The organism is Nitrosomonas eutropha, assembly GCF_003201195.1.
GTDB lineage: Bacteria > Pseudomonadota > Gammaproteobacteria > Burkholderiales > Nitrosomonadaceae > Nitrosomonas > Nitrosomonas eutropha.
The window spans coordinates 18,884-44,175 of the sequence record NZ_QICQ01000002.1 but is presented as its reverse complement, the minus strand read 5'-3'; the positions used below and the strand labels follow the sequence as shown (position 1 = coordinate 44,175).

At 49.1% G+C, this 25,292-nt stretch carries 25 protein-coding genes and 1 riboswitch; of the genes, 12 read left to right on the top strand and 13 right to left on the bottom strand.

Translation table 11 applies throughout. The features are described 5' to 3' along the window. Window positions 1-123: 123 nt before the first annotated feature. Window positions 124-2,244 carry a S8 family serine peptidase gene (locus C8R14_RS01245; protein WP_011633929.1) on the bottom strand — a complete coding sequence of 707 codons (2,121 nt, stop codon included), beginning with the start codon at window positions 2,242-2,244 and terminating at the stop codon, window positions 124-126. An 83-nt stretch (window positions 2,245-2,327) separates the two neighbouring features. Beyond that, window positions 2,328-2,408: riboswitch (cyclic di-GMP riboswitch) on the bottom strand. A 223-nt stretch (window positions 2,409-2,631) separates the two neighbouring features. On the opposite strand from C8R14_RS01245, the gene apaG reads away from it, so the two are divergent. Together apaG and C8R14_RS01235 are read left to right on the top strand one after the other, a co-directional pair. Next, on the top strand, window positions 2,632-3,015 hold the full coding sequence (apaG, locus tag C8R14_RS01240; protein ID WP_011633930.1) for a Co2+/Mg2+ efflux facilitator ApaG/CorD: 384 nt from the start codon (window positions 2,632-2,634) through the stop codon (window positions 3,013-3,015). A gap of 12 nt (window positions 3,016-3,027) precedes the next feature. Next, entirely contained in the window at window positions 3,028-3,762 is a 735-nt protein-coding gene (locus C8R14_RS01235) for an SAM-dependent methyltransferase (protein WP_011633931.1), read from the top strand. An 84-nt stretch (window positions 3,763-3,846) separates the two neighbouring features. Here the strand turns inward: C8R14_RS01235 and C8R14_RS01230 are convergent, their stop codons facing one another. The 4 genes from C8R14_RS01230 to cutA form a co-directional block, all read right to left on the bottom strand. Beyond that, entirely contained in the window at window positions 3,847-5,115 is a 1,269-nt protein-coding gene (locus C8R14_RS01230) for a dicarboxylate/amino acid:cation symporter (RefSeq protein ID WP_256211894.1), read from the bottom strand. 265 nt (window positions 5,116-5,380) lie between these two features. Then, window positions 5,381-5,926, bottom strand: a complete 546-nt coding sequence (locus tag C8R14_RS01225) for a TlpA family protein disulfide reductase (protein WP_011633933.1) — start codon at window positions 5,924-5,926, stop codon at window positions 5,381-5,383. Between the two features lie 155 nt (window positions 5,927-6,081). Further along, complete coding sequence (gene dsbD, locus C8R14_RS01220) at window positions 6,082-8,025, bottom strand: protein-disulfide reductase DsbD (protein ID WP_011633934.1); 1,944 nt, start codon at window positions 8,023-8,025, stop codon at window positions 6,082-6,084. Between the two features lie 12 nt (window positions 8,026-8,037). Next, on the bottom strand, window positions 8,038-8,376 hold the full coding sequence (cutA, locus tag C8R14_RS01215) for a divalent-cation tolerance protein CutA (protein ID WP_041353448.1): 339 nt from the start codon (window positions 8,374-8,376) through the stop codon (window positions 8,038-8,040). 119 nt (window positions 8,377-8,495) lie between these two features. Between cutA and C8R14_RS01210 the strand changes: the two genes are divergently transcribed. Both C8R14_RS01210 and C8R14_RS01205 read left to right on the top strand, forming a co-directional pair. Continuing rightward, complete coding sequence (locus C8R14_RS01210; protein WP_011633936.1) at window positions 8,496-8,690, top strand: hypothetical protein; 195 nt, start codon at window positions 8,496-8,498, stop codon at window positions 8,688-8,690. A 102-nt stretch (window positions 8,691-8,792) separates the two neighbouring features. Beyond that, entirely contained in the window at window positions 8,793-9,476 is a 684-nt protein-coding gene (locus tag C8R14_RS01205) for a TIGR04211 family SH3 domain-containing protein (RefSeq protein WP_011633937.1), read from the top strand. A gap of 37 nt (window positions 9,477-9,513) precedes the next feature. Here the strand turns inward: C8R14_RS01205 and C8R14_RS01200 are convergent, their stop codons facing one another. Next, window positions 9,514-10,389, bottom strand: coding sequence for a thermonuclease family protein (locus C8R14_RS01200; protein ID WP_011633938.1), 876 nt, complete (start codon window positions 10,387-10,389; stop codon window positions 9,514-9,516). Between the two features lie 125 nt (window positions 10,390-10,514). Between C8R14_RS01200 and C8R14_RS01195 the strand changes: the two genes are divergently transcribed. From C8R14_RS01195 to C8R14_RS01160, 8 genes are all read left to right on the top strand, one after another. Beyond that, window positions 10,515-11,330, top strand: a complete 816-nt coding sequence (locus tag C8R14_RS01195; protein ID WP_011633939.1) for an ABC transporter ATP-binding protein — start codon at window positions 10,515-10,517, stop codon at window positions 11,328-11,330. Between the two features lie 37 nt (window positions 11,331-11,367). After that, a complete protein-coding gene (gene mlaE, locus C8R14_RS01190; RefSeq protein WP_011633940.1) occupies window positions 11,368-12,165 on the top strand; it encodes a lipid asymmetry maintenance ABC transporter permease subunit MlaE in 798 nt (265 codons plus the stop codon). Continuing rightward, window positions 12,165-12,644, top strand: coding sequence for an outer membrane lipid asymmetry maintenance protein MlaD (gene mlaD / locus C8R14_RS01185; RefSeq protein ID WP_011633941.1), 480 nt, complete (start codon window positions 12,165-12,167; stop codon window positions 12,642-12,644). The genes mlaE and mlaD overlap by 1 nt, the downstream gene beginning before the upstream one ends. Before the next feature lie 15 nt (window positions 12,645-12,659). Further along, window positions 12,660-13,277, top strand: coding sequence for an MlaC/ttg2D family ABC transporter substrate-binding protein (locus C8R14_RS01180; protein ID WP_011633942.1), 618 nt, complete (start codon window positions 12,660-12,662; stop codon window positions 13,275-13,277). 6 nt (window positions 13,278-13,283) lie between these two features. Next, window positions 13,284-13,598: an STAS domain-containing protein gene (locus C8R14_RS01175; RefSeq protein WP_011633943.1), complete on the top strand. Its 315-nt coding sequence runs from the start codon at window positions 13,284-13,286 to the stop codon at window positions 13,596-13,598. Between the two features lie 61 nt (window positions 13,599-13,659). Beyond that, entirely contained in the window at window positions 13,660-14,574 is a 915-nt protein-coding gene (locus C8R14_RS01170) for an ABC transporter ATP-binding protein (protein ID WP_011633944.1), read from the top strand. After that, window positions 14,571-15,326: an ABC transporter permease gene (locus C8R14_RS01165; RefSeq protein ID WP_011633945.1), complete on the top strand. Its 756-nt coding sequence runs from the start codon at window positions 14,571-14,573 to the stop codon at window positions 15,324-15,326. The genes C8R14_RS01170 and C8R14_RS01165 overlap by 4 nt, the downstream gene beginning before the upstream one ends. Window positions 15,327-15,370: 44 nt before the next feature. Beyond that, entirely contained in the window at window positions 15,371-15,625 is a 255-nt protein-coding gene (locus C8R14_RS01160; protein ID WP_011633946.1) for a BolA family protein, read from the top strand. A gap of 55 nt (window positions 15,626-15,680) precedes the next feature. Here C8R14_RS01160 and odhB read toward each other — a convergent pair whose 3' ends face one another. The 7 genes from odhB to C8R14_RS01125 all read right to left on the bottom strand — a co-directional run bounded on the left by odhB (window position 15,681) and on the right by C8R14_RS01125 (window position 25,281). Beyond that, window positions 15,681-16,973, bottom strand: a complete 1,293-nt coding sequence (odhB, locus tag C8R14_RS01155; RefSeq protein ID WP_011633947.1) for a 2-oxoglutarate dehydrogenase complex dihydrolipoyllysine-residue succinyltransferase — start codon at window positions 16,971-16,973, stop codon at window positions 15,681-15,683. Between the two features lie 21 nt (window positions 16,974-16,994). After that, window positions 16,995-19,853: a 2-oxoglutarate dehydrogenase E1 component gene (locus tag C8R14_RS01150; protein ID WP_011633948.1), complete on the bottom strand. Its 2,859-nt coding sequence runs from the start codon at window positions 19,851-19,853 to the stop codon at window positions 16,995-16,997. A 161-nt stretch (window positions 19,854-20,014) separates the two neighbouring features. After that, on the bottom strand, window positions 20,015-21,298 hold the full coding sequence (gene gltA, locus C8R14_RS01145) for a citrate synthase (protein ID WP_011633949.1): 1,284 nt from the start codon (window positions 21,296-21,298) through the stop codon (window positions 20,015-20,017). Window positions 21,299-21,355: 57 nt separating this feature from the next. Next, the gene (locus C8R14_RS01140) at window positions 21,356-21,589 is read right to left on the bottom strand and encodes an FAD assembly factor SdhE (protein WP_011633950.1); all 234 of its coding nucleotides are present in this window, start codon (window positions 21,587-21,589) and stop codon (window positions 21,356-21,358) included. Beyond that, window positions 21,586-22,281, bottom strand: coding sequence for a succinate dehydrogenase iron-sulfur subunit (locus C8R14_RS01135; protein WP_011633951.1), 696 nt, complete (start codon window positions 22,279-22,281; stop codon window positions 21,586-21,588). Before C8R14_RS01135 ends, C8R14_RS01140 begins: the two co-directional genes overlap by 4 nt. A gap of 128 nt (window positions 22,282-22,409) precedes the next feature. After that, window positions 22,410-23,840, bottom strand: coding sequence for a threonine synthase (gene thrC / locus C8R14_RS01130; protein WP_011633952.1), 1,431 nt, complete (start codon window positions 23,838-23,840; stop codon window positions 22,410-22,412). A gap of 124 nt (window positions 23,841-23,964) precedes the next feature. Beyond that, the gene (locus tag C8R14_RS01125) at window positions 23,965-25,281 is read right to left on the bottom strand and encodes a homoserine dehydrogenase (protein ID WP_011633953.1); all 1,317 of its coding nucleotides are present in this window, start codon (window positions 25,279-25,281) and stop codon (window positions 23,965-23,967) included. Between the last annotated feature and the right edge of the window lie 11 nt (window positions 25,282-25,292).

The following is a 25,292-nucleotide window of genomic DNA, read 5'->3' as shown; positions in this document are numbered from 1 at the left end:
ACCAACGCCGCTGGATTACTGCCTGCTTCTCTGCGCTCGCAGTCACAAAGACGATAGTAGCGGCGCCGGATTGCCTTAATCCTGCAGATTGTGTCAGGACAGGATCAAGGTTATACAGCCTCCCTAATTTCTGACGCTGACAGTTTGGCTGACAAATTCACCATCCACGTTACCGGCTTCCACGGTAACGGTAAGCGTGCTGCCGCGCGGGGCGCTATCCCATGTATTCCAGCGGTAATTCAACGAGTTGCCGTCAATAGTGGTAAGGATGTTGCCATTCACTTTCAGGTTGATTTTGCGGGTGTTGTTGTCGGCTTTCACTTTGACGTTCTCAAAAAGGCTGACTTTCTGTCCATCCTTGAGATTGAACTGGTTAATTTTGGGTAAAGGCGCTTTCTGTGGATTGTTGTCGGAATTTTTTACACTGACCACCACCGGTGAGGAAGTGCCCAGATTACCGGCAGCATCAAACGCATACGTCACCAGGGTATAGCTGCCATCGGCCAGCGTGGTGGTATTCCAGGTAAAACGGTTGCCCGGTTCGGTGTCTTCCATCGCCTGCTTACCGTTAATGTGCAGTTCTGTACGCGCCACGCCGATGTTGTCGGAAAAATTTACACTTACGGATACGTTACCGGAGACTGTGCCACCAGTGGGAGAGGTGATGCTGATGGTCGGCGGTGTGGTATCTGCCGCCGTATTTTTTACGGTGATTTTAACCGGGGCAGAGGTACCCTGGTTACCGGCAGTATCAAACGCATACGCTACCAGGGTGTAGCTGCCGTCCGCCAGTGTGCTGGTATCCCAGGCGAAGGCGAAAGGCGGCTGGGTATCTTCGATCGCTTTTCTGCCGTTGACGTACAGCTCTACACGCACCACGCCCTTGTTGTCGGAATAATTGACATCCACCAACACATCTCCCAACACTGTGCCACCAGTGGGGGAGGTGATGCTGATAACCGGCGCAATGTTATCCACGTTAAATTGTGCATGAGCAGCATTCACCGCACCGGCAGCATTAATACGCCCGTGGCCGTAGTAGGCATCATGGCCGGGATCGCCGAGATCGAGAGAGGTGTTTTTGAGTATCTGATCGACATCTGCCGGGGCCAGATCCGGATTGGCAGAGAACATCAGTGCAGCGGTGGCGGCGACAATCGGGCTGGAGAAGGACGTGCCGGAAACGGAGCCGTACCCGCCGCCGCGCGTAGTGGTGTAAATACTTGCTCCCGGTGCAGCAACATCCACTGCGGGGCCGTAGCTGGACCAGCTGGCGCGTGTATCGTTACTGCCTGTTGCTGAGGCAACGATCAGCGCATCACTGGGGGCATAACTGATATATCCGCTGGAATTGCCTGCGGCGACGACCACCACTCCTCCCTTGCTACGCATATAGTTGGCAGCGGATTGCACGGTCAAGCTACCGGCTGCGCCTTCATAGCTGATGTTGGCAACACGCGCGCCGTGATCAGCCGCCCAGCGAATGCCATCTGCCATGGCGCTGAAATAGGCGTAAGCGTTGGGATTGGCAATGCGTATTGGCATGATGCGTGCATTCCAGGCTACCCCGGCGCTGCCAATACCGTTATTGGCCGCTGCTGCCGCTGAACCGGCCACTTTGGTGCCGTGGCCATGTACATCGCTGGCATCGTCGTTACCATTGTAAATATTCCAGCCGGGAACCATGTTGGCGGCCAGATCAGGATGGTTACTGTCCACCCCGGTATCAAGAACAGCAATGGTTACGCCATCGCCAGTAGCAATATCCCAGGCGACAGGTGCCTGGATTTTGGGTAGCGCCCAACTGCTGTTGAATGCGGGATCAGAAACCATTTGCGCTGGGCCAACCAGTTGATCCAGCTCAACCGCCTTGAAACGGCGATCTTTTTTGAGCTTGTTCATGACCTTGATTTCATCCACGCCATCGGGCAATTCGTAAATATGCGCACTTAGCCTGCTGAGTTTACGTTTGGATTTGACGCCATGCGGTCTGATGGCCTTATCAAACTCTTTTGCGGTCAACCCGGCACGCGGAATGAGCAGCAGACGACCTTTTTTCCAATGGGAGGGAGAAGCGGCGGTTTTACTGGTTGATTCAGATCTGGCAGCTTCCCGGATATCCTTGCCTGGATTGGCATGGCTATTGCTGGAGAAGATGATCAGGAGAAACAGAAGAATTGAAAAACTGAAGCAATGATATAAGTGATCTGAAAATGGCGAATGAATTGATCTTGCATTTGACATGCGCGGCTCCTTGGAAAGATAGGTTATAACGAAGCCGACCCGCAGTACGCATACCTGTATGAAGAAAGGGAGTGGATGCGAACTTCGGCAGTCCCGCTTTCCTGATGCAATCAGGATCGGAAACTTTGCGCCCCTGCCTCACGACAGGTTGGCCTTTGTCGGTTCTACATGATGCAAGACTGGATAACGACAGTTTCAGCGCTACTCTTTATACACATTGTGCTTGGCCAGTGTTGCACTGTGCTGGATTGCTTTGCACTGCTGTGCTCGCAAAGAGCGGGGTGGAGTATACCCATATCAATAAATGCATACCCTGCGAATTATAATTTTGGTGGTTTCGTACCAGGTTGCTTGCCGTTGCCCGCAAAATAGTGTGGAATATGCCGCATGAAAAACGACCAAAAATACGACATCAAGGTGCAAGTGCGTACCACTTATCTGCAGGATCAATCCGATCCCGCGCAGGAGCAGTATGTGTTTGCTTATACGATTACGATCAATAATATCGGCAGCGTGGCTTCGCAGCTGGTGAGCCGTCACTGGATCATCACTGGTGGCGATGGGGAGACACGGGAGGTGCGCGGATTGGGCGTGGTGGGAGAGCAGCCGCTACTTAAACCCGGCGAAAGTTTTGAATACACCAGCGGCACTGCGATTTCCTCAATAGCGGGTTCCATGAAAGGTTCTTATCAGATGGTGGCCGAGGATGGTTTTCATTTTTCGGTGGAAATTCCTGAGTTCATTCTGAGTGTGCCGCGCGTGCTGCACTGATTTGCAAACATCATGCCTGCAGATGTTATGCCTTACGGTACGCTATATCTGATCCCGACCCCGTTGGGGGAAGGCGATCTTAGCTGGATACTCCCTGCCGGAGTTCAGCAGCGAATCAGCCTGCTGGGGCGATTCATCGTCGAACATCCTAAAACAGCGCGTCATTTTCTTAAACAGGTAAATCCACTGTGCGTTGTGCAAACGCTCAAACTGGAAGTGCTGGATGAGCATACTCCCGCCGCTGAGTTGGAGGCACTACTGGCGCCATTGCTTGCCGGGGAGGATATTGGTTTGTTGTCCGAGGCAGGTTGTCCGGCGATTGCTGATCCCGGTGGGATGCTTGTCCGGCTGGCGCATCGCAGGCAGATTCGGGTGGTGCCGTTTGTTGGTCCTTCTGCAATTTTGCTGGCGTTGATGGCTTCCGGGCTGAACGGCCAGCGCTTCCGCTTTCATGGCTACCTGCCGGTTGCCCCAGAGGTGCGCAATAAAAAGATTATCCAGCTGGAAAAGGCATCCATCGCGGCGGATGAGACCCAGATTTTTATCGAAACACCTTACCGCAACCGGAAATTGCTGGAGGCGCTGGTGCAGCAATGCCATGTGGAAACGGATTTATGTGTGGCCTGTAATCTGACCCAGGCAGATGAGGTTGTCCTGACGCAAATGATCAGTGAATGGCGGCCAGGCAGCAACTGGCCGGATCTGCACAAGAAACCGACGGTATTTCTGCTGCACGGGCGGAGATAAAGAAAGCTCTGAAGTTGCTGGATCGCTTTGGCGTGCCGCTTCGGGTGTTTAGGGAATCTCTGCACGGTGATTCTCGCCTACTTTTTAAGCAGATCTGCTTTTCATCCAGCGCTCCATAATGACGACAGCGGTGAGATCGCCTGTGACGTTGATAGTCGTGCGGCACATGTCAAGGATACGGTCAACGCCGAAAATAATACCGATGCCGGCGGGAGGTACGCCGATGCCGGATAAAATGGTGGCCAGCACGACAATGCCAACGCCAGGGGTGGCGGGAGTGCCGATTGATGCACCCACGATGACGCACATCAGCAAGGCCATCTCGGTAAAACTCAGATCCACGCCGAAGATCTGACACAGGAAAATAGCAGCTACGGCCTGATAAAGTCCGGTGCCGTCCATGTTGATGGTTGCACCAATGGGGATGACGAAGCGGCTGATATCTTCACTGACACCCAGGTTGTTTTCTGCGGTACGGATGGATACTGGCATCACAGCTGCCGAGCTGGAGGTTGAAAAGGCCAGCAGTTGCACTTCACGGATCGCTCGTAAAAAAGTAGTTGGTGAATGGCCACCAAATACGGTTGCTCCGAACAGATACAAACTGAGAATAATGGCCAGCCCCGATAGTACAGAGGTCATATACCAGCCAATGGCGCTGAGGGCGTCAAAGCCCAGGTGAATCATGGCGTCGGTCATCAGGCCAAATACGGCATAAGGTGCCAATGCCATGGCCCAGTCGATAATTTGCATCGCGGCGCCTTGCCCGAACAGACATAGTGCCTCAAATGGTTTTACGATCTCGCGCGGCATGGTCAGCGCGGCAACACCAAAAAAGATGGCGATGATCACAATTTTGAGCATGTCGACGTGCAAAGCTGCTTCGACAAAATTGGAAGGAATCAGACGGGTAATGCGTTGTGGAACAGTCAGTTCATCCAGTATCGGTGCACTGGCGGTCGATATTGCATCCGTTACCATTGCATGGGCACCGGCACTCATCATGTGTCCTGGCTGGATAAAAAGAGAGAGTGACAGGCCGATTGTGACTGCTACAAAAGAAGTTGCTATGAAATAGGGCACGATAAATGCCCCCATCTTCTTTAGTTGCCGGGGTGAGCCGCTGCTCAGAATGCCCAGTACGATGGAGCAGATGATTAGCGGAATTACTACCATTTTCAGGATTTCCAGAAATACGGTACCGGGCAGGGCAATCCATTCTGCCGCAGTGAGCGCGGTTTCATTTTCCAGCAATGCAAAGCCACCAGGGGATAATGCAAGCCCAGTGATCGTGCCTAATCCCATACCCAATAAGATCCTTGCCCATAGCTGCTGGGCAAGCAAAGAGCGCACAGATGTGAATATTTGCTGGTATCTGAAAAATGTCACGGCTAGCTTGCAAAGATTGGAGGTTGGACGTGACTCGGATTGCGAGTGGCCTTGATAGTTTGTAACGAAACCGGTCGCCAGGTTGTTAGAACCTGTTCAATAGCTTACTGAAGGGCGCATTACGGCGTTGAAATTGAACTCAAAATGCTCAACATACTTCAAGTATGCTCCGCTTTCTTGTTTAATTTTGCCTTGCACTGCATCCCTTGATTGAGACCTTGAATAGGTTTTACAACATTGGTTGAATGATTGCTTCGATTTGCTGTTTTTTAATTCGTCCCAGGTGGGTATCGACGATCGTGCCGTTGCGATCAATTGTAACGGTAAAAGGCAAGGCACCTTGCGGGTTGCCCATGGCTTCCGTCAGGGTAAAGGCATCAAATTCTCCGACCAGTACGGGGTAGTTAATGTTGAATTCCTTGCTGAATGCGGCTACTTTTTCGGCATTATCTATGGCAATTCCAACGATAACCAAATCTTTCTGGTGGTATGTTGCATAGGTATCGATTAATTCCGGAATTTCATCCCGACAGGGCAGACACCAGGTTGCCCAGAAATTGATAACAATGATTTTCCCCCGCCATTGCGACATGGCCTGGGGGATGCCTTCCGGGGTGGATAACGTTGTGTTGAAGAATGTTTCTGCTGCAGTTTTTTTGGCGTTATCCGACAGAGAGGTTGTAATACCCATTTCTCTGGATTTGTAGGCAATACCAGCGGCCAGTGAAAGAATGGCGACAATAATGTAGAACGAAAACTTGTTGGGCTTGGACATAAGGGATTCCGGGAAAAAGTTAGATATTTACGCGGTATAACAGATACCGGATCAATTTGGTATTTACCGTACTGGCGCACTCAAGGCACAGCGTGTACTGCTATATATCTGCAAAATAGTGCAAATGTGGATGGTTGCTGCCTGCTGCCTGGTTGTCAGAGCAGTATTGCATCCAGTACGGTAACAAAGTCTTTTTTGTCGAGATAGCCAATAATCTTGATGTCAGGAATCTCAACTCCCTGTTTATCAAAAAACAGAATTCCAGGCGGGCCGAAGAGTTTGAAACGTTTGAGTAGTTCGGCGTCATCCGGTGTTCCTTCAGTTACGTTGATCTGAACCAGCTCGACATTTTTTAGACGTGCCTGGACCTGTGGATCGGTAAAGGTGAAGCGTTCCATTTCCTTGCAGGAAATACACCAGTCGGCATAAAAGTCGATCATGACGTAATGTCCCCGTGATTGCCGGATGAGTTCGTCCAGTTCTGCAGCTGTTTTTATTTGCTTGAATGGCAGGGGAGCGTTCATGCCAGCCGGCGATTCAGCAAGCTGCGCGGAAGAGGTGGATGCAGTCAGGTTGAATTTTGACAAGGGTTGCAGGATATCCCGGCTTCCGGAAAGTACGCCGATGAGTAATGCAACACCGGTCAGCAATGCAATAACGCCGATCCCCTTGAGAAATTTACTGAAGCCAGAAGCCTGATGAGGTAGCGGATCAAGCGCATGTAGATAGATGGCTGAAATAATCAGCAACGCTGCCCAGAGCAGCATGTGGACGACTTCTGTAATTACGGGAGAGATCAGCCAGATGGCCACAGCCAGCAGCAGGACACCAAAAAATTGCTGAATGGATTTCATCCACGCACCAGCTTTAGGTAATAGTGCACCAGCAGAAACACCGAGCAACAGTAGGGGAACACCCATTCCCAATGCCATGACAAACAGGGCGGATCCACCCAGCACGACATCGCGAGTCTGGCTGATATAGATCAATGCACCAGCGAGCGGAGCGGCAACACAGGGGCTGACGATCAGTGCGGACAGTGCGCCCATTCCAAACACGCCAGCCAGTTGGCCACCCTTGAAATGATTGGCTTCTTCTATCAACTTGTTTTGTATGAAAGCGGGCATTTGCAGTTCGTAGAAACCAAACATGGAGAGTGCCAGTGCAGTAAAGATCAGTGCGAATGTTCCCAGTACCCAGGCATTTTGTAGTGAGGCGGATAACATGGCCCCGGATAAGCCTGCGGCAGCACCGGCTGCGGCATAAGTGATCGACATCCCCAGCACATAGGCCAATGCCAGTATGAAGCCGTGTGTTTTTGACATTTGCTGTCCTTTGCTGGCGATGATGCCGGACAGAATTGGCAACATGGGGAATATGCAGGGCGTGAAAGCGAGTAGCACGCCAATGCCAAAAAAGCCACTCAGAATCAGCCAGAAATTGCCACTGGCGAACAGGCGTTCTATTTTATAGGATTCTGTTTCAAATAATGGGGCAGTATTGCCAGGTGATTGAAACAGTTCGGCAGTAGAGTCAGCATTGGCTGCTTGCACATTGTTGCTGATAGCGCCGGCGGCTGTGTTCACTATGGCCTTCAGGGCGGGCAGCAGTAGTTCATTTTCCTTGTTGATCGGCGCATAGCACACACCGATTGGTTCGTTACAACCCTGGTAGGTAGCAGAGAGGGATAGCTGCTCCGGAGCAGATGATTCGCGGCGCAGTGTGATAACAGCTTCCAATGGCTGGTAGTACACTTCAGTGTTGCCAAAGAGCTGGTCATTCTTCATTTTCCCTGATGGCAGGGTGACTTGCTCAATGTGAATCCCTTCACTCTTTGATTCAAAAGCAATCTTGTCACGATAAAGATAGTAATCCCTGGCTGGTGTCAGGCGGGCAATCAGTGTGTGATCATCCCGTACTTCGAGGGACAGCTTGAAGGCCTCATCCGGTGGCAACAATTCCTGCTCGGTCTGATCGATACTCATCCCCAATCGTTGCAGAATACTCATCAACCCCCCGGACCGGCTTTCTTCGGCCATGGTGTGCGTACTGATCAAGCATAGTGACAGTAAAATCAAAATGAATTTTATCCAGCGCATTGGTTATCCTGGTTAAACATCTGTTTCGGTTGTTTCATTAGCGACCCACTGCAAGTAAGCAGGCAACCCGTTATCGAGAGGGACAGCAATAACTTCAGGGAGTTCGTAGGGGTGCTGTGATTTGATCGTTTGTTCCACAGCTTGGTATCGTTGCCGGGTAGTTTTGATCAGAACCGGTATTTCACTGGCCGTTTCAATTTGACCCTGCCAGCGATAAATTGAAGTGCATCCCTGCAGGATATTGACACATGCTGCCAGCTGTTGGTCAACCAGTACTTTTGCCAGCTTCCTGGCGCTTGTTTCATCCGGAAGGTTGGTCAGAATGAGTAAAATTCGAGATGATTCGGTCATTTCATGTGGTTTTAGGTATTGTTGCCCCGGCATAATAATGATCTAAGTTTCTATGATATTCTATTGTAGTTTAAATGCGGTTTCTCGTGGCAATGAGCAAGATAGTGTGAGACAGTACAATGAAGAATCTGTTTTTGTTACTCCAATCCCTTATGATCATTTTTCCGATTGGTGTTTTCTTTACCTACATCATTATGGATGAAGGTGATCAGTTTACCTATGAACATTATCTAATGACGACACTGAGTTCCATTCCCTTTTTTCTGGTTCTGCTGATTAAATATTTTATATCAGGATTTGATGACAACAAGTAGCGTTAGCGTTTCCAGATCAGGTCCGCGTAAAAACCGGATGTTTTGGTATGTGTTAACAGTGGCCGTACTATTTTGTTTCCGGAACCAGCCACTATAAGTGAAATGAGTAGACTTACCCATCTTCTGATTATTTCTATCGTTTGTGTATGTATATTGCCACTGCCGGCTCGGGCTGAAAAAGGCTATGCCAGCGATCAGGTGGAAGTGTTAGTACGAACGGGCCCCAGTCATAAACATGCAATTGTGAAGGTGTTGAAAAGTGGTGCTGAGCTAGAAGTGCTGGAGCGCGACCGGAAGAGCGGGTATGCCAGGGTCAGGACAGCTGGTGGTGCTGAAGGATGGGTGTTGACACGGCACCTGATGGCCGAGCCGGCAGCGAGAGTGTTACTCGAAGCATTAAGCAACCAGTTTTCAGGCGATGACAATCGCCCGGATAATCCGCGTGCGCAGGCTGATCTTATCAGGCATGAGTATGAAACACTGATGCAACGGGCAACGATGCTTGAGAAGAATAACAATCAACTGGAGGCGGAGCTATCCAAAATAAAGCAGTTGGCCGCCAATGCTGTACAGCTTGATAATCAGAATCAGGAACTACGGCAGCAAACAGATGTTTTAACGGCAAAACTTGGCAAACTTGAGCAAGAAAATCAGACGCTGGGCAAGCAGGTCGAACGTGAGTGGTTTTACGCTGGAGGATTGGTGCTGTTTGCCGGTTTATTTTTGGGGCTAGTTATTCCACGTATTCAATGGCGCAAACGGTCACGCTACAGTGATTTTTCTTAAGGGTACCTCGTCTGAAAGCCAATCTTCAGAAGTGATCTTAATGCAGGATCAATGCACTCGGGTGCTGAATACGTATTGAAAAATGGTTTTTCTTGCGTGATACCCAGCCACGTACCTCCAACGGCTTGTTCAGATAAGTTTCCAGACGTGGGAATAAGGCCAGATCCTGGTTGGCAATAGAGATGTCGATATTTTTGCCGATGATAAGGCGGCTGAATCGGCGATTGCGTTTGAGTGCCGTGACCTTTACCCGGTAGCGCTGCCAACCAAATGGTTTTTCGGTTAGTTTGACCAGCTGACGTGGCTGGTATTGCTTCATTGACCAGATCCCCAGTTTCTTTGTTTCTGCCCGTTGTTGTGCCTTGATCAGGGTATTGGCATGCAGCAGGTTTGGAGATATCAGTGTGACAACAGCTAGCCCTTTTTCCACCAGAGACAGGTTGATATGTTCTCCATCTGCAAGATATAGATGAGCAAGCATTCTTTTATAGTGATCTTGCGTTTGCCGATCATGTTCCAGATAAACACTGCGTCCTTGTAGTTTTCCTTGCAGCCATTTTTTTGCTTCAATCCCGCCTGGCTCTGCCGGATGAAACCGGTTTTCGATCTCGGGTGCATTCACACCCAGCAATCTTACCCGTTTGTTATTCTCAAGCACGACGGTATCGCCGTCGATAACTCTAGTGACCCGATATTTGCTCCGTACTGGCTGAGCAGCAAGTTGCAGAGGTTTTGCAGTTGGGGTGGGGATATCAGAATAGAGGATTCGACCATGGGGATTGATAGAGCGATAGATGGTGTCAGCCAGCCCCGGTTGGGCATGCAGAAAAATCAGAAAGATTGTAAAGAGACAAAATTTCAGGAAAGAGAGTGACGGGTTGAGTGGTATCCGGGGGGCTCTGGTAAAATGCATGAATTGGATTATGTTAGGGGAATGTTCGGGTTGGAATGTCTATGCGGCCAGTATTGGAATTAGGATGCAACCTTGGAGATGTTACGCATGTCACTGAAATTTTGGAAGTTAAAAGACAAAAACTGATGGCTACCAGTCCGTTGATTGAATTCAGGAACGTTAATTTTGCCTACGGTACCCGGCCAATTCTGAAAGGTGTCGATATGAGCATATCGCGCGGACAGGTGATTGCCATCATGGGAGGGAGCGGGTCAGGAAAAACGACGCTATTGCGGTTGATTGGAGGTGAAATCAGGCCTTTGGTTGGATCTGTCAGCGTAGCGGGGCAGGTTGTACATGAGCTAGGCCGGAATGAGTTATTCAAGTTACGACGTAAAATGGGTATGCTATTCCAGTTTGGTGCATTATTTACCGATTTGTCAGTGTTCGATAATGTTGCTTTTCAGATGCGTGAACACACGAATTTGCCTGAATCAATGATCCGGGATCTCGTGCTGATGAAATTGCACGCGGTCGGTTTGCGTGGTGCCCAGCATCTGATGCCGGCACAGCTTTCTGGCGGAATGGCGCGGCGCGTGGCACTGGCGCGTTCGATTGCGCTGGATCCTATGCTGATGATGTTCGACGAACCGTTTACTGGTCTGGATCCAATATCATTGAGCGTGATTGGCAGTTTGATTCGCCGCTTGACCGATACACTCGGCATGACTTCCATTATGGTGACACATGACATTCAGGAGTCGCTGCGGATTGTTGATTACGTTTATTTTCTGGCCGACGGGGTGATTGCTGCGCACGGAACGCCTGATGAGGTACGTGCATCAAAAGTGCCGTTCGTACACCAGTTCGTTCATGGTGAAATAGATGGCCCGGTGCCCTTTCATTACCAGGCACAGGCTTATTCTCAGGATTTGGGAATAGGCGTTGGAAGCAATGCCTGACTGGATATTATCAGCATGAATACAGGGAGTGATCAGTTTGGCTAGACGGATCAGGATCGTTATCGAATCCATTGGGCATAGGATGGTTGATAGCATCTGGCGACTTGGATGTGCAACTCATTTTATGCTGCTGGTATTGCTGAAATCTGTTCCCGGTTTTCTGCGTTTTCGTTTGATTACGCGCGAGATCTATTATGCCGGAGTGATGTCGCTGATTATTATTCTGGTATCCGGGCTATTTGTCGGCATGGTGCTGGGATTGCAGGGTTATGAAACGCTGCAGAAATTTGGTTCCGAATCAGCGGTGGGAACATTGGTGGCGTTATCTCTGGTGCGCGAACTGGGGCCAGTGATTGCTGCATTGCTGTTTGCCAGCCGGGCAGGTTCAGCCATGACTGCCGAAATCGGACTGATGAAAGCAACCGAGCAACTGGCCGCCATGGGTATGATGGCAGTGGACCCGATCGCGCGCATCGTTGCGCCGCGATTCTGGGGTGGAGTTTTTTCGATGCCGTTGCTGGCTGCCATGTTTTCTGTGATGGGTGTGTTTGGTGGCTATCTGGTGACGGTGATTTTTATCGGTGTGGACGAGGGCTCTTTTTGGTCACAGATGCAAAGCTCGGTTGATTTCCGTTATGACATTGTAAATGGTGTCATCAAAAGCTGTTTCTTTGGTGTGGTGGTGACGGCCATTGCCGTGTTTGAAGGATTTGATGCACCGCCAACGGCAGAGGGGGTGTCGGGCGCAACGACCCGTACAGTGGTTACTTCCGCGCTGGCAATTTTGGGTCTGGATTTTGTTTTAACTGCATTTATGTTCAGAGGGGTAAGCTGATGCAACGTACCATGATGGATTTTTGGGTGGGCCTGTTCGTCATGGCGGGGATTGGTGCATTGCTGATTCTGGGGTTAAAAGTAGGTAACCTTACGGATTTTCAGACAGATAAAAGCTATGTACTGGTGGGTAATTTCGAGAATATCGGTGGTTTAAAGGTACGTGCGCCCGTAAAAAGTGCGGGTGTAGTGGTGGGCCGTGTCACAGATATTCAGTTTGATGTGCAGACCTATGATGCGGTGGTAACCATGAAGGTGGATACGCGCTATCGGTTTCCTAAGGATACATTTGCTAGCATTTTGACCTCAGGGTTGTTGGGGGAACAGTATATCGGATTATTACCAGGTGGGGATGAGGAGATGCTCGCAGATGGTGAAAAGATTATGAAAACCAACTCGGCGATTGTGTTGGAGGAGATGATCGGGCGCTTCTTGTTCGATAAGGCTTCAGAGAAAAAAAATTTGGATCCGGAAATTTGAAACAGGCGATAAAACATGAAATTATTATTTAATAAGATTATTTTTCTGGCGTTACTGGTTATTGCGCTCCCTGCAGCAGCACAGGACTCTTCACCTGATGCACTGATTAGAAATACAGTTGATGAAGTGATCACCATACTCAATCAGGATGATGGTATCAGGGCAGGCAACCAGGATAAGGTATTAAATCTTATCCGGGAAAAAATATTGCCGCATTTTAACTTCACACGCATGACCCAGCTGGCGATGGGTAAAAATTGGTCACTTGCCGGTCCGGAACAAAAGAAATCACTGGTTAGGGAATTCCGCACGTTACTGGTGCGAACCTATTCCAACTCGCTGACCAGCTATCGTGATGAGATCATCAAGGTCAGCCCAACCAATGTCAACCCGCAGGATACCAGGGCAACAGTCAAGACTCAGGTGATCCAGGGGAGTGGTAAACAGCCGGTGCCGATCGACTATTCCATGGAAAAAAGTAGCAATGGCTGGAAGGTTTACGATGTAACTGTTGCCGGTGTCAGTCTGGTGACCAATTATCGGGGCACCTTTAACAGTCAGATCAGAAACGGTGGTGTGGATGGTCTGATCACAGCACTTGTGGAGAAAAATACATCCATGCAGAGCAAGTAAACAGGCATGGATACGGAAACCGGTATTCGCGTGGAGAAAGATCGTCTTTTTATTCATGGTCCGATAGTTTACGATAATGCGGTTGAAGTCACTCGAGCAGGTGTGGCGGCAATCAAGCTGGACAATCGGGTGATAGACCTGGCAGAGGTTACCCAGGTGGATTCTTCGGCTGTTAGTATGCTACTTGAATGGGTACGTGCTACTCAGATACACGGCCGGAAAATTGAATTTATCAACCTGCCGGGAAATCTGGTTGGTCTTATTGAGTTATATGACGTAGATACTTTAATTCCATCCGGCTGTACAGGTAAATCCGATTGATCGGGCAGGTGTTACCGTTCCTTGTTTTGTTTAATAAATTCTGATTGTTTCCCGTGATGAGATGACCCCAGCTATCGAGATACAGCGGCTAGGCAAGTGCTATGGTGCGCTGGTTGCGCTGGATAATGTCGATCTGGTTATTCAGCCAGGTGAATTCTTCGCGTTGTTGGGCCCTAATGGTGCAGGTAAAACCACGCTGATCAGTATCCTGGCTGGTTTAACCCGTGCAAGTCATGGGACTGCCAGCGTTATGGGGTACGATGTCTTGTCCGGTTATCGTGAAGCGCGAAAAAGGCTGGGTGTGGTTCCACAGGAACTGGTATACGATCCCTTTTTCACCGTACGTGAAACACTGGTGATCCAGTCAGGTTATTTCGGTCTTAAACGAAATGATGTCTGGATTGATGAAATTTTGCATCATCTTGATCTCACAGAAAAAGCACATGCGAATGTACGCGCCTTGTCAGGTGGTATGAAGCGGCGTTTATTGATCGCACAGGCATTAGTACATAAACCTCCGGTGATTATTCTTGATGAACCGACAGCAGGCGTAGATGTGGATTTACGTCAAAGTTTGTGGCAATTCATCCGGCAACTTAATCTTCAGGGGCATACGATTGTTCTGACCACGCATTATCTGGAAGAGGCCGAAGCCTTGTGTAATCGTGTGGCGGTGCTCAAGCAGGGAAAAATTATCGCACTTGATAGTATGCATAACCTTGTGCACAGCACGCGGGGTTACACACTGGAGTTTCGTTTGTCTTCGGAGAAATTGCCATCCGGTTTACAGGCATGGCCAGGTAAACAGGATGGCTGTCTGCACAGTCTGAAAATAAAGGACAGTTCAGAGATTGAAACGGCGTTGTCAATATTACGAGAATCTGGAATACAGGTGTTTGATATTAAACTGCTTCAGCCTGACCTTGAGTCGGTATTCATGAAGCTTATGGAAGCTGATTCGGCAGGTAGCGCATGACCGGTTTTTATACCTTGTTTTACAAGGAATTATTGCGTTTCTGGAAAGTCAGTTTGCAGACGATACTGGCGCCAATCTTGTCCAGCTTGCTTTATCTACTGATTTTTTCTCATGTACTTGCTAATCGGGTGCAAGTTTATGATGGTGTTACTTATGCTGTATTTCTGATTCCCGGGTTGGTAATGATGACGGTTTTGCAAAACTCCTTTGCTAATTCATCTTCCAGCCTGATCCAGTCGAAAATAACGGGGAATCTAGTATTCGTCCTGCTGTCACCCCTGTCTTACCTGGAAATCTTTCTGGCCTATATCAGTGCCTCAACATTGCGTGGACTCATGGTTGGCATGGGTGTGTATGCTGCTGCCCTTCTATTTTATCCGTTGCCCCTGCAGTCGCCACTCTGGGTTATATTATTTGCGTTGCTTGGTAGCGCTCTGCTGGGAGTGCTAGGCGTCATTGCCGGGATTATGTCGGATAAGTTTGATCAACTGGCTGCTTTTCAGAATTTCATTATTCTACCGCTGACTTTTCTTTCCGGTGTGTTTTATTCCATTCATTCTCTGCCACCTGTATGGCAGCTTCTGTCGCATCTGAATCCGTTCTTTTACATGATCGATGGTTTCCGCTATGGTTTTTTTGGTATCTCTGATATTTCGCCTTATATCAGCATGAGCGTTGTGCTGTGCTGTCTCATCGTGATTTCAGGGTGGGCATTATGGATGCTGAAAAGCGGCTACAAAATACGCTCGTAAGCGAAATGGAACAGCTTTTATATTTTTATGGATAAGGAGTAGTTGTGGTTACAGCAGAGTCAATCGAACATTCAATTAAAACTGCGTTGCCTTGTACCTGGATCAAGGTAGTAGGGGATGACGGCCATCATTTTAGTGCTGTGATCGTCAGCGAGCAGTTTCAGGGGAAGAATATAGTCAAACAGCATCAACTGGTTTATCAGGCGCTTGGTGACCGGATGCGCGAAGAAATCCATGCGTTATCCATGAAAACCTACACGCCCGAACAGTGGGAAACAGCAAAAAAATCAGCTGATTGATTGTATGGCTGTTCCTGATTACGTCAGTCCGCCCAAGACGAATAACATTGTTTCCTCAATCATCGAACAGCGGGCTGGCCGGGTATTCCAGTGCTTCCTTCATGGCTACCAGTGATAGCACGGCTTCACGCCCATCGATAATGCGGTGATCATAGGAAAGCGCGAGGTAGTTCATGGGCCGAATGACGATCTGACCATTTTCAACTACCGGGCGCTCTTTAGTGGCATGGATACCAAGAATAGCACTTTGTGGCGGATTGATGATCGGCGTGGAGAGCATTGATCCGAAGACACCGCCGTTGGTAATAGAAAAGGTGCCTCCCGTTAGCTCTTCTATGGTCAGTTTTCCATCCTGCGCTCGTTTAGCCAGATCAGCAATCTGTCTTTCAATTTCAGCAAAGGTAAGTTTGTCTGCATCGCGAATAATGGGCACAACCAGGCCGCGCGGGCTGGCTACGGCTATGCCGATGTCGTAATATTCGTGATAGATGATGTCGTTTCCATCCACCGATGCGTTGATGATGGGGAATTTTTTAAGTGCTGCGATAGCTGCCTTAATGAAGAATGAGGTAAACCCGAGTTTGATGCCGTGTTCTTTCTCAAAACTGACCCTGTAACGGGCACGTAAATCCAGAATGGCCTGCATGTTGACTTCATTGAATGTCGTCAGAATAGCTGCGGTGGATTGGGACTGTACCAGCCGTTCTGCAATACGCATGCGTAGACGGGTCATGGGCACACGTTTTTCTTGTCTTGCGGATTGTTCTGTTTGAGAGGCTGATGAGGCTGTGTCAGGCTGAATTTTTCTGACAGGCTGATTCGATGAGGAATCTGGTTGTTGGCTAGTGGCAGAGCTTTCTCGATTCTTGATGTGGTTTAATACATCTTCCTTGGTAATTCGTTCACCACGGCCGGTGCCATGTATGGCTGTTATTTCCTTGGCAGTCAGACCATTCTCGTCTGCGACTCTTTTTGCAGCCGGCATAAGCGGGCGGCCTGGTTGTGGTGATACGTCGTCGGTCTTATCAGCTGCTGGCTGTTTGGGATCGTCAACAGATTCAGCCTGAGCGGTTTGTGCAGGTTGCTGTGGATCTGTTTTCAAGCCTTTTGCTGCAGTGTCGATACGAGCGATGATTTCCCCGCTGGTGACGATAGCCCCATCATTTTTGACGATTTCAACCAGAACACCGGATTGCGGGGCAGGGAGCTCCAGAACCACCTTATCTGTTTCAATATCAATCAGATTTTCACCGCGTTCAATATGTTCTCCCTGTTTTTTAAGCCAATTGATCAGCGTACCTTCTGTCACTGATTCTGAAAATACGGGGACTTTGACTTCGATCAGCATGATGATTTCTCCATAACCTTGTCAGATTGTGTCGCGAAATGCCGCTTCAATTAATTCTCTTTGCCTGAATCTATCCATTGCGAAATACCCGACCGAGGGGGAAGCAGATGAAGGCCGGAGTGCATATCCCAGTTTTTGATCTGGTCGCATGTGGCGCAGCAGGTAGTGCTGAATACGATGCCAGGCACCCTGGTTACCTGGTTCTTCCTGGCACCAGAGGATTTCTTGCGTGCGTGCGTAGTGATTGATTTCCGCCTGAAAATCTTCGTGCGGAAATGGGTAAAGCTGCTCCAGTCGAATGATGGCCATATTGGTGATGGCATGTTCACGTCGATAGGCGATCAGCTCATAGTATATTTTTCCGCTGCAGACGATCAGACGCTTTATTTTCTCTGTTGCAAATGTTCCTGTTTCAGAAATAATAGGCTGAAATTGGTCGTTTGCCAGTTCTTCCAGAGATGAGACTGCTTCCTTGTGACGCAGCATACTTTTTGGGGTAATGACGATCAGCGGTTTGCGTATCGGCCGGATCATCTGTCGCCGGAGTAAATGAAAGATCTGTGCCGGCGTGGAAGGGATACATACCTGGATATTGTATTCAGCACACAGCTGCAGGAATCGTTCCAGGCGCGCGGAGGAATGTTCTGGTCCCTGTCCTTCATAACCATGCGGCAAAAATAAAACCAGGCCGCACAGGCGTCCCCACTTGGCTTCACCTGAAGCGATAAACTGATCGATCACAACCTGAGCGCCGTTGGCAAAATCTCCAAACTGCGCTTCCCAGATGACGAGTTCATCCGGTCGCGCCGTGGCATAACCATATTCAAAACCCAGCACTGCTTCTTCTGAGAGGATTGAATCAATCACAACGAAATCAGATTGTTTAGGAGTGATATAGCGCAGAGGAATATATATGCCATCTTCCCATTGATCCTGTTCACGATTCTGGTCATGCAGGACAGCATGGCGGTGAAAAAATGTACCGCGTCCACTATCCTGTCCGGAAATACGCACCGGATAACCTTCTTTCAGCAAGGCGGCATAGGCCAGGCTTTCGGCCATCCCCCAATCAAGCGGCAAGCTGCCTTCACCCATTTTTCGCCGATCTTCAATGACTTTCTCAACCCTGGGGTGTAATTGGAACGTGGCTGGAATAGTGGTCAGGCGCTCAGACAGATGTTTCAGATCTTCAATAGATACACCAGTTTTTACCGGTTGATTCCATTTCGCGGGGGATAAGAAAGGCGCCCAGTTGGCTGTATTGGGTGATTTGTAGTCGTAGCATATCGTGGTGTTGGGGTTGCGGCCTTCATCCATGGCATCCTGATAGGATTGCACCATAGCTTCTGCATCGGCTTCCTTGATGACACCCTGTTGGATGAGTCGGTCAGCATAGAGTTTACGAACCCCGGGGTGTTGATGAATAACACGATACATGGAGGGCTGGGTAACCATGGGCTCATCTTGCTCGTTATGACCCAGTTTTCGGAAACAAACCAGATCAATCGCGATGTCCTTGCGGAACTGCATGCGAAAATCAAGCGCTATTTCAGTTGCCAGTATGACTGCATCAGGATCATCTCCGTTGACATGCAGGACCGGCGCATCAATCATCTTGACGACATCTGTGCAATACAGTGTGGAGCGGCTGTCACGCGGGTCTGATGTGGTGAAACCAATCTGGTTATTGATGACGATGTGAACCGTTCCACCTGTACCGTACCCTCGTGTTTGTGACAGGTTCAGTGTTTCCATAACAACACCCTGCCCGGCGAAAGAAGCATCGCCGTGGATCAGCACCGGAACGATCAGATCACCATTTTTATCGCCAATTCGGTGTTGGCGTGCGCGTACAGAGCCTTCCACCACCGGGTTGACGATTTCGAGGTGTGACGGATTGAACGCAAGCGCCAGGCGCATAACACCACCCGGCGTCATGACTGCGGAAGAAAATCCCTGGTGATATTTGACATCGCCGGAAGTCAGCTCCTGCGGCTGTTTGCCTTCAAATTCCTGAAACAGCTCGGAAGGCATTTTCCCCAGCGTATTGACCAGTACACTCAAGCGTCCGCGATGAGCCATTCCCATGACAATTTCCTGTACACCTGCTGTTCCCGCATGTTGCAGCAGTTTATCCAGCATTGGGATGAGACTTTCATTACCTTCCCCGGAAAAGCGTTTCTGGCCAACGTAACGAGTGTGCAGATATTGCTCCAGGCCTTCAGCAGCGGTCAGCCGCTCAAGAATATGGCGTTTGTACTCTGGGGTGAAATTGGGCTGGGAGCAGACGGATTCGAGCCGGTTTTGTAGCCAACGTTTCTGTTTCACATCCGTGATGTACATGTATTCTGCACCAATGCTGCCGCAATAGGTTTGTTGCAATCTATGCAAAATTTCCTGCAAGGTGGCATGTTCCGGGCCGACAAGAGAGCCGGTATGAAATACCTTGTCCATGTCTACGTCAGTCAACCCGTGAAATTCCGGGTCAAGTTCGGGAACATCCTGTTTTTGCTGCAAATTGAGCGGGTCAAGATTAGCTCTGCGCACGCCCAGGAAGCGGTAGGTGTTGATCAGCTGCAGAACAGCAATTTGTTTACGTTCCTGTACTTCAAAGTCAATAGCTTGCTGTTCCGCCTGTTTTGAGGGAGTGTCGGAAAGGGAAGATTCATGCCGTGCAGCAGATCGAATCAGTGACTCGATAACCGGAGTATGGGAAATGTCCCGGATGGAAATACTTTCTGTTGGCTGCAGTGAGTCGAAATACAGGCGCCATTGATCCGGTACGCTGGTTTGATCTTCCAGATACTGGTCATAGAGCATTTCGATGAATGCCGCATTGGTACCGAACAGTTTTGAATCTTCTAAAAGTTGTTTTATCACGATAGCCACCTGAAGCCTGTGAAATTACCGCAACATATTTTCTGGGGGCAGAGAAAAAGACAAATGGCGAGGTACGGGTAATCTGCTGCTTGTCTTTTATTCTTGCCAGCTGTAGCCGCCAGGTTTGTAAATTTCCTGTTGATCAGATATAGCCATGATTGTCATGGTACATCTCTGCGCGGGACTCCAACATATAATTGGCGGGGTCTACCTATTTTCTGTTCCGGATCAGAGATCATCTCGTTCCACTGCGCAACCCAGCCAACGGTACGTGCGGTAGCAAAAATGGCAGTAAACATGGATGTTGGAATACCCAGCGCCCGTTGTACGATTCCCGAGTAGAAGTCAACGTTGGGGTACAGCTTTCTGGTAATAAAAAAGTCATCTTCCAGGGCGATTCTTTCCAGCTCCAGAGCAAGCTTAAACAGCCGGTCATTATGTAGCCCCAGTTCATCCAGTACTTCGTGGCAGGTGTCGCGCATCAGTGTGGCGCGTGGATCAAAGTTTTTGTAGACCCGATGGCCAAAGCCCATCAGCCGGAAAGGATCATTCTTGTCCTTGGCGCGGGTAATGTATTCATTGATGCGTGAAACGTCTCCGATTTCTTCCAGCATATTGAGGCAGGCTTCATTCGCGCCGCCATGCGCCGGACCCCATAAGCAGGTAATCCCGGCAGAGATGCAGGCAAATGGATTGGCACCGCTTGAGCCCGCCAGACGGACTGTTGATGTGGAAGCATTTTGCTCGTGATCCGCATGCAGAATCAGAATGCGATCCAGTGCCCTGACAATGACCGGGTTGGGAACATATTTCTCGGCTGGCGTGGCAAACATCATGTGCAGGAAGTTTTCCGTAAAGCCCAGATCATTACGAGGATAGATGAAAGGCTGGCCGATATTATATTTATAGGCAATTGCCGTAATGGTTGGTAGTTTGGCAATCAGACGAAATATGGATTGTTCACGATGTGGCGCATCAGAAACGTCCATGGCGTCATGATAAAAAGCAGACAATGCACCCACCACGCCGACCATGACCGCCATGGGATGTGCATCGCGGCGAAATCCGCTGAGAAACTTGATCATTTGCTCATGCAGCATCGTATGGTTTTTGATGTTATTGACGAATTGCTTTTTTTGGTCTGCTGTAGGCAATTCTCCATTCAGCAGCAGATAGCTGACTTCCATGAAGTCACAGCGGGTGGCCAGTTGTTCGATCGGGTAGCCGCGATACAGCAGGATACCTTGATCACCATCGATGAATGTAATGGCTGATTTGCAGCTGGCGGTGGATACAAACCCGGGATCGTAGGTGAACATATTGCTTTGAGCGTATAACGAGCGAATATCAATAACATCAGGACCCTCATTACCGGACAGAATGGGCAGTTCAATCGTTTTCTTGTTTTCACCCGGTGACAAAGTGGCAACATCTTGTGGGGGCATAATTTTCTCCATTTATCCTGCAATTCAAATTTTCCTGATAGATGACCAGGGTTTTGGTTAATTTTCCTGTAAAAGTCTCAATATGGGCCGAAATGCTTCATCAGGTACTCCCGTATTACGGGCAATCATATTCCACAGATCATGATCTGGGTACGTTAGTAGCGCTTCAAACAGTTCATGTTGCTGCTCATCCAGCTGTTCATAATGAGCATCCATGAAGCGCAACAGAACGATATCCAGTTCCAGCATGCCGCGACGACAACGCCAGCGCATGCGGGCCTGGTGGTTCATACCGTTTTATTCAGCATCATGATTTTTATACTTTCTATCGCGGCGGTCGGGTTTAATCCCTTGGGGCAGGCATCGACACAATTCATGATGGAATGGCAACGGAATAAACGGTAGGGGTCCTCCAGATCATCCAGCCGTTCAGAAGTGGCCTGATCCCGGCTGTCGGCCAGAAAACGATAGGCTTGTAGCAATCCGGCCGGCCCGACAAATTTGTCGGGATTCCACCAGAATGAAGGGCAGGCAGAGGTGCAACAGGCACACAGAATGCATTCATAGAGACCATCCAGGCGAGCGCGTTCTCCCTGGGATTGTAAACGCTCGGTTTCTGGCGGCGGGTCATTATTGATCAGATAGGGCTTGATTGAATGATATTGCTTGAAAAACTGGCTCATATCAACAATCAGATCGCGAATAATCGGCAATCCCGGTAGAGGCCGGATTTCCACAGGTTCACGCAGGTCAGCAAGCGGTGTGATGCAGGCAAGATTATTTCGACCATTGATATTCATGGCATCGGAACCGCACACACCTTCCCGACAGGAGCGGCGCAGACTGAGACTGTCATCAATGGCTTTGATACGTATCAGCGCATCCAGCAGCATTTTATCTGTCGGTGCGAGCTCAACGTCATAATCCTGCATGTACGGTTTTTCATCCTTGTCCGGATCATAGCGACTAATCGAGAACAGCATAATGCACTCCTTTTTCCGTTTATTTTAATTTGATCAGAAAAATACCTTGTTCCGAAAGAATACAGATGATTTTATGATAACGTTAAGAAGATGATTACAATGTACCAGGATCGGGGTCAGTTTTTTCGTTATCCGTGCATCTGATTTGATGGCCCAACCTGATGGGCAATGAACCGTTTAACTTGTTCGGCATCTGCTGTCATACGTTCAAAACGCTGGGGCAGTTTCTCCAGGTTATCGTATCCATCCGGTTGTTCCGGTACGAATCCGACTGCTTCCTGGATACTGTCCGCAAACTTGACTGGCAGTGCTGTTTCCAGGCAGATGAGTGGAACATCAGGTTCGCGCAATTCCATACCCACTTTCAGGCCATCTGCTGTGTGTGTGTCAATCAGGATATTGAATTTATGGTGTATCTTTCGAATAGTGGTGATGCGTTCAGCATGGTTGCTGGTTCCAGAAATAATGCCAAAATCCCTGATTTTTTTCCATAGATCAGTATCGGAAAGATCGAATGATCCTCCTTGATCAACCAATTTCCAGAGTTCTTTGATGCGTGCCGCATCCCGACCGGTCAGATCGAAGATAAACCGCTCAAAATTTGATGCTTTGGAGATATCCATTGAAGGGCTGCTGGTTTGCTTCGTTTCAGTTGTTGTGCGGGGACGATATAAACCGGTACGAAAAAACTCATTCAGCACATCATTTTCATTAGTTGCCAGAATCAGTTGCTTGATGGGTAGGCCCATCATACGGGCGACATGGCCGGCAAAAATGTTGCCGAAGTTGCCGGAAGGGACTGAAAAAGATACTGCTTCCCCGTTAGAGCGGGTAACTGCAAAATAGGCCTTGAAGTAATAGATAATTTGCGCGGCGATACGCGCCCAGTTGATCGAATTGACCGCACCGATCCGGTATTTTTGCTTGAATACCTGGTCGTTACTGACAGTTTTGACAATATCCTGGCAATCATCAAATACACCTTCGATAGCAATATTGAAAATGTTGTTATCCTGTAACGAGAACATTTGTGCGGTCTGAAAAGCACTCATTTTTCCGTAAGGTGACAACATGAATACGCGAATGCCCCGTTTGCCGCGCATGGCATATTCTGCACTGGAGCCGGTATCACCAGAAGTTGCGCCCAGGATATTCAATTCATCATTATTTTTTGCAAGCACATACTCGAACAGGTTGCCCAGGAACTGCATGGCGATGTCCTTGAACGCCAGGGTAGGGCCATTAGACAGGTGCAGCAGGTGCAGATTGGATTCCAGTGTCTGGACAGGAGTGACCTCCTCACTGCCAAAAATTTCGTCCGTATAGGTGCGTGTAATTAAGGTGCGCAAATCGTCGGCGGGGATGTCATCCATAAAACGCGACAGAATTTCAAATGCAAGCGACGGGTAGTCAAGCGAGCGCCAGGATTCAAGCTCTGCCGGGCTGATTTTAGGATAAGATTCAGGCATGGCCAGCCCGCCATCCGGAGCCAGTCCGCCTAACAGAATTTCAGTAAATGTTTTGGGCAGCATGCCGCCTCGGGTCGAGAGATAACGCATATTAGTCTGTGATAAACGGGGAAAGAAACAACCAGGTGCTTCGCGTTGGAAGCTGATCAATTCCGAAAGAAATCAAGGATTGAATTGAATATGAATACAGCAAAATTTGAAAGGCTGTGCAATTTTAACTGCCAAGCTCCTCAAGTCGAATCCGAATGATTTTATCAGCCATAGCTGGAAGGTTCTGTATTTTTTCAATAGCTGTATTGATGTTCTTTTCCCTGGTTTTGTGCAAAAGCATAATGATGTTGACCTTGTCTTCCCCATCTGCATGCTCTTTCTGGATCATTGCACTGATGGAGATTTCACTGTCTGCCAGGATGCGGGTGATATCGGCCAGCACACCAGGTTTATCCGTGACCTGCAGCCGCAGGTAATAGGCGGTTTCCACTGCCTCCATCGGTATGATGGGTGTGTCAGACAGCAGCTCCGGCAGGAATGCCAGCACGGGCACCCGGTGTTCCGGGCTGGAGGTGAGCAGACGTGTGACATCTACCAGATCAGCGATCACTGCGCTGGCAGTAGGTTCCGCACCGGCCCCGGCACCATAATACAGCGTCGGCCCGACTGCATCCCCTTTTACGATGATCGCATTCATTACACCTTCTACATTGGCAATCAGTCGTTTGACTGGAATCAGCGCCGGGTGGACACGCAACTCAATGCCATTGGTCGTGCGTTTGGTAATACCCAGCAGTTTGATGCGATAGCCTAATTCTTCAGCATAACGAATATCGTCATTGGCCAGTTTGGTGATTCCTTCGATGTAAGTTTGATCGAACCGAACCGGAATGCCAAAGGCAAGTGCCGCCATGATGGTGATTTTGTGAGCAGCATCGATGCCTTCTATATCATAGGTTGGGTCAGCCTCGGCATAACCCAGCTGCTGTGCGCTGGCGAGAACGGTGCTGAAGTCCAGCCCTTTGACACGCATCTCCGACAGGATGAAGTTACTGGTTCCGTTAATAATGCCGGCAATCCATTCAATGCGGTTGGCTGCCAGACCTTCTCGCAGAGCCTTGATGATGGGAATGCCTCCCGCCACGGCCGCCTCAAATGCGACGATAACATTGCGTTGTTGTGCGGCAGCAAAGATTTCATTGCCATGATTTGCCAGCAGTGCCTTATTGGCAGTAATGACATGTTTGCCGTGAGTAATGGCTTCAAGTATCGCTTGTTTGGCGATAGCTTGCCCTCCGATCAGTTCGACGATGATGTCAATGTCGGGATGTCTGGCAATTTCAAGTGCATCGGATGTGACGACGACATCGTCACCCGCGACCAGAGCACGTGCCTTTTCCTGATCCAGATCGGCGATCATGCGAATGATGATATTGCGACCAGTTCTGCGTGTGATTTCCTGCTGGTTGCGTTTCAGAACGGTATAAGTACCGCTACCAACGGTGCCAACGCCGAGCAGTCCTACATGAATTGGCTTCATAACGGAATTTT